The sequence below is a fragment of the Bacillus sp. PK6-16 genome, from assembly GCF_056530295.1.
On sequence record NZ_CP096511.1, the window covers coordinates 5,020,001 to 5,025,000 of the forward strand.

Sequence of the window (5,000 nt, forward strand, 5' to 3'; positions counted from 1 at the left end):
GATGCTTTGAAAGACGGAGTTGCTGCTTCTGAAATAGAAAAACAAGAATATCTTAAAATACTCTATATGAAATCAAATAACTTAAAGCACCTAGTTGATGAAATATTCAATATGGCGAAGCTAGACGCTAATGAATTTCCACTAAAAGAAGAAGAACTCGACTTTTCTGAAGTTACTAGAGAAGTTTTGATTGAATTTTTACCTGAGCTCTCAAAACATAACATCGAACTGCAAATTCTCATACCAGAATCTACTTGTCCTATCATCGCAGATCATCTAAGCATTATGCGGATTATCGGTAATTTAATGAAAAATGCAATTTATTACGGAAAGGATGGGAAAACAATAGGAGTCGAATTGCTAGAAGCTGATGCAGAATACGAACTTCACATTTGGGATCAAGGCCCTGGTATTCCAAAACATGATTTACAAAACGTATTTGAGCGAATGTACCGAAGCGAACAATCAAGAAACTCTTCATTTGGTGGTAGCGGTCTCGGGCTTTCTATTTCCAAAGCGCTTGTTGAGAAAAACGGTGGACATATATGGGTTGAAAGTACTCCATGGAAACGAACTACTTTTGGCTTTTCTATTCCAAAGCACAATACTTTTAAGAAATAGTTAAGAAATGATTAATATGCAGTTAAGCCTTCCTTTTTATGATGTAAGTAAGAACTTATAGAAAGCAGGTGTCTCCTATAAATACAATTATAAAAACGACTAACCTTACTAAAGTATATGGCAATCAAAAATCAGTAGATAATTTAAATATTAATGTTCAACAAGGGGAGATTTATGGCTTCATAGGCCGCAACGGTGCTGGTAAAACAACAACCATTCGTATGCTACTTAGTCTTATAAAGCCTACAAGTGGAACGATTGAAATATTCGGAGAGAACTTATTCCAAAATCAAAAAGATATTTTAAGCAGAATTGGTTCTATAGTTGAAGTTCCAGGATTTTATGAAAACTTAACTGCAAAAGAAAACCTATTAATTAATGCAAAGATAATTGGGGTTCACAAAAAGAATGCTATCGAAGAAGCATTAGAAATAGTAGGCTTGCAGCATGAGACAAAAAAGTTAGTAGGAAAGTATTCTTTAGGAATGAAGCAACGCTTAGGAATTGCACGTGCTCTTCTCCATTATCCTGAGCTACTCATATTAGATGAACCAACTAACGGACTAGACCCTATTGGTATTAAAGAAATGCGAAAACTTATTCATTCTTTAGCTCAAGAAAGAAATATAACAATACTCATTTCTAGTCACATATTAGCCGAGGTAGAACAGTTAGTCGATCGTATCGGAATTATTCATGAAGGAAAGTTACTAGAAGAAGTTTCTCTTGATACGCTGCGCAAAGCAAACCGTAAGTACATAGAGTTTCAAGTGAATAATGACGATAAAGCTGTGATGTTATTAGAAAATCATCTTCAAATTTTTGATTATGAAGTACATGATGAAGGAAATATTCGTATTTACTCTCATTTTGGACAACAAGGATACATAAACAGAACGTTTGTTCTTAATGATATTGAAGTATTAAAAATGATGATAAGCGAAGATAGACTAGAAGATTATTTCACCAAACTAGTTGGAGGTGGAACAATTGGTTAATCTACTCTATACAGAACTCTTAAAGCTAAAACGCTCTAATATGTTTTTAATTAGCATTATTGGTGCTGGTGTCGCACCTTTCTTAGTTGTAGTAGCCTCTTATATACATATAAAAACAAAACAGCCAACTCCAACTATTTGGTTCCATCAATTATTCACTGACGTTAACTTATATACTACTTTAGTTATAGGATTCCCCTTATATGGAGTAGTGGTTGCTTATTTGCTTACCCGCGAATATACAGAAGATACACTGAAAAATTTACTAACTATCCCCGTGTCGCGCATTAGCTTTATTATAAGTAAATTCATCATTCTCTTTCTTTGGATTATGATGCTAACTTTAGTCGCTTGGGCACTTACTTTAATATTAGGGCTATTGGGGAACTTCCCTGGTTTTAACATTTCTTTACTTTTAGGTTCTTTCCTAGAATTTTTAATATGTGGTGGACTTCTCTTTCTATTGTCTTCACCTATTGTGCTACTAACTCTTGTAATGAAGAGCTATGTACCACCCATTATATTAACAGTCATTATTACAATGACTAATCTTATGCTCGTAAACTCCAAGCATAAAGATTTATTTCCGTGGACCGCTACTCTAGATATCGCAAATAACGAATTACAACCGACATATCCACCAGAGTATTCTTATATCATCATTGCAGTAACGACAATTTCCGGATTTATTGCAACACTATTCTATTTTAAAAAAGTAGACATTCATTAATGTATAGGAGTGAAACTATGAGCGATATCATTATTGCCTTCATACTCGGTATTGTAGAAGGATTAGCTGAATTTTTACCTATATCTTCTACTGGTCACCTTATATTAGTCGGGCATTTATTAGGCTTTGAGGGAGAAAGAGCAAAAACGTTTGAAATTGTTATTCAGCTAGGCGCAATTTTAGCTATTGCAATTTTATATCATAAACGTCTCGTTTCTTTATGTAATATTAAACCTCTTATACAGAAAGAAAAAAAATTCAATGCGCTCCATGTATTTCTTGGCGTATTTCCGGCAGTGGTTGCTGGTTTGCTACTACATGATATTATTAAAACATACTTATTCCAGCCATACACTGTTGTGATCGGACTTGTAGCAGGGGCAATTCTTATGATCTTTGCAGAAGTAAAAAAGAAAGCGGCAGCAGCCTATTCACTGGACGATTTAACATACCGCCAAGCTTTAACAATCGGATTATTTCAGTGCTTAGCGGTATACCCTGGCTTCTCTAGAGCTGGCTCTACTATCTCTGGAGGTCTATTAGCAAAAGTAAATTATAAGACTGCATCTGAATTCTCTTTTCTAATAGCTCTTCCTGTAATGATTGGGGCGACAGGCTTAGACTTACTAAAAAGTTGGAAGTATTTAAGTGTCGATGACATCCCTATGTTTGCGGTAGGATTCATTACCTCTTTTATAGTAGCGATGCTAGCGGTAGTAACTTTTCTAAAGCTTTTAGAGAAGATAGGTTTAAAACCTTTTGCATACTATCGTATTTTGTTGGCTATCTTATTTACGCTTTTCGTATTGCTATAGATTCATATAAGTCACATATTATTAAACTGATATTCAATTTAGAATATCGGTTTTTTTATCTATTTTAACTCTAGTATTACTCACTTCAATATGGCATAGTGATAATAAACTATCATTCATAATCTGAACGTTCTTTAAGTAACTATATCTTTTATCATAAAATGCAATTAGAAATTTAAAGATCCCATATATGTACAGAACATATTTACAAATTATATTCACTCCACATAGTATCTTTTTAATTTGCAACACACTAATACAAATTAAAAATGAGTACAAAGGCATAACAAATAAGTAAATTTCCTAGGAATTATAAAGAGACTAAATATTAATTAGAGTGAGGTGACGATAAAAATGAATCAATTAGCACAGACATATTGGGATACTTATTGGAGAAACAACAAAAAACCAGAATCTGTTACAGCTTGGCAATTTGGGGATGCCCCTAATTATCTTGCACAACTAGTAATTGACGGTATTAAAACAGCTACATGCTCCGGTCTCGTTTTTTATGAATTAGAACATGAATCGCTACCGACTACTAATGATTATAGTATTATACTCAATAGTAATGATGAACCTGCAGCTATTATTAAGACAATAGAAGTAACTGTAACACCAATGAATGAAGTAAGCGAAGAATTCGCTATCGCTGAAGGCGAAGGAGATCGTACTTATAATTACTGGAGAGACACCCATGTTCGTTTTTTTACAAAGGAATTAAATGAGCTTGGTCTTAATTTCTCTGAAGATATGTTACTCGTCTGTGAGCGTTTTGAACTTGTTGATGTGAACAATAAAGTGAAATTTTAATAAACTGAGATTTACCAGCCATTCTTATTTTTATAAAACACAAAAAAGACGAGTCATTCTGACTCGTCTTAAGCTTGCTTGGCGACGTCCTACTCTCACAGGGACAAGGTCCCAACTACCATCGGCGCTAGAGAGCTTAACTTCCGTGTTCGGTATGGGAACGGGTGTGACCTCTCTGCCATCATCACCAAACTATGAAGGCATATTCCTTCAAAACTAGATAACATTGCTACATATTATATGGTTAAGTCCTCGATCTATTAGTATTCGTCAGCTCCACATGTCACCATGCTTCCACCTCGAACCTATCAACCTGATCATCTTTCAGGGATCTTACTAGCTTACGCTATGGGAAATCTCATCTTGAGGGGGGCTTCATGCTTAGATGCTTTCAGCACTTATCCCTTCCGCACATAGCTACCCAGCTATGCCCTTGGCAGAACAACTGGTACACCAGCGGTGCGTCCATCCCGGTCCTCTCGTACTAAGGACAGCTCCTCTCAAATTTCCTACGCCCACGACGGATAGGGACCGAACTGTCTCACGACGTTCTGAACCCAGCTCGCGTACCGCTTTAATGGGCGAACAGCCCAACCCTTGGGACCGACTACAGCCCCAGGATGCGATGAGCCGACATCGAGGTGCCAAACCTCCCCGTCGATGTGGACTCTTGGGGGAGATAAGCCTGTTATCCCCGGGGTAGCTTTTATCCGTTGAGCGATGGCCCTTCCATGCGGAACCACCGGATCACTAAGCCCGACTTTCGTCCCTGCTCGACTTGTAGGTCTCGCAGTCAAGCTCCCTTATGCCTTTGCACTCTACGAATGATTTCCAACCATTCTGAGGGAACCTTTGGGCGCCTCCGTTACACTTTAGGAGGCGACCGCCCCAGTCAAACTGCCCACCTGACACTGTCTCCCGGGTCGATAAGACCCGTAGGTTAGAATTTCAATACAGTCAGGGCGGTATCCCACCAGCGCCTCCACCGAAGCTAGCGCTCCGGTTTCAATGGCTCCCGCCTAT

At 37.4% G+C, this 5,000-nt stretch carries 5 protein-coding genes and 2 rRNA genes (2 of these 7 running past the window's edge); 5 read left to right on the top strand and 2 right to left on the bottom strand.

Features of this window, described 5'->3' with window-relative positions; all coding sequences use genetic code 11:
* The 5 genes from M1D66_RS25685 to M1D66_RS25705 form a co-directional block, all read left to right on the top strand.
* Nucleotides 1–621, top strand: the 3' portion of a protein-coding gene (locus tag M1D66_RS25685) for a sensor histidine kinase (protein ID WP_000845328.1). It extends 393 nt beyond the left edge of the window; the window shows 621 of its 1,014 coding nt (coding positions 394–1,014); the start codon falls outside the window, past its left edge; its stop codon occupies nucleotides 619–621.
* 68 nt (nucleotides 622–689) lie between these two features.
* A complete protein-coding gene (locus tag M1D66_RS25690; protein ID WP_000074581.1) occupies nucleotides 690–1,619 on the top strand; it encodes an ABC transporter ATP-binding protein in 930 nt (309 codons plus the stop codon).
* Nucleotides 1,612–2,349, top strand: coding sequence for an ABC transporter permease (locus M1D66_RS25695; protein WP_000247719.1), 738 nt, complete (start codon nucleotides 1,612–1,614; stop codon nucleotides 2,347–2,349). The genes M1D66_RS25690 and M1D66_RS25695 overlap by 8 nt, the downstream gene beginning before the upstream one ends.
* Before the next feature lie 17 nt (nucleotides 2,350–2,366).
* On the top strand, nucleotides 2,367–3,164 hold the full coding sequence (gene uppP / locus M1D66_RS25700) for an undecaprenyl-diphosphate phosphatase UppP (protein WP_086384898.1): 798 nt from the start codon (nucleotides 2,367–2,369) through the stop codon (nucleotides 3,162–3,164).
* A 354-nt stretch (nucleotides 3,165–3,518) separates the two neighbouring features.
* Nucleotides 3,519–3,977, top strand: a complete 459-nt coding sequence (locus M1D66_RS25705) for an ASCH domain-containing protein (protein WP_242554901.1) — start codon at nucleotides 3,519–3,521, stop codon at nucleotides 3,975–3,977.
* A 76-nt stretch (nucleotides 3,978–4,053) separates the two neighbouring features.
* On the opposite strand, the gene rrf is transcribed toward M1D66_RS25705, so the two are convergent.
* Nucleotides 4,054–4,169: ribosomal RNA gene (rrf, locus tag M1D66_RS25710) — 5S ribosomal RNA — on the bottom strand.
* A gap of 48 nt (nucleotides 4,170–4,217) precedes the next feature.
* Nucleotides 4,218–5,000: ribosomal RNA gene (locus M1D66_RS25715) — 23S ribosomal RNA — on the bottom strand (it continues 2,139 nt past the right edge of the window).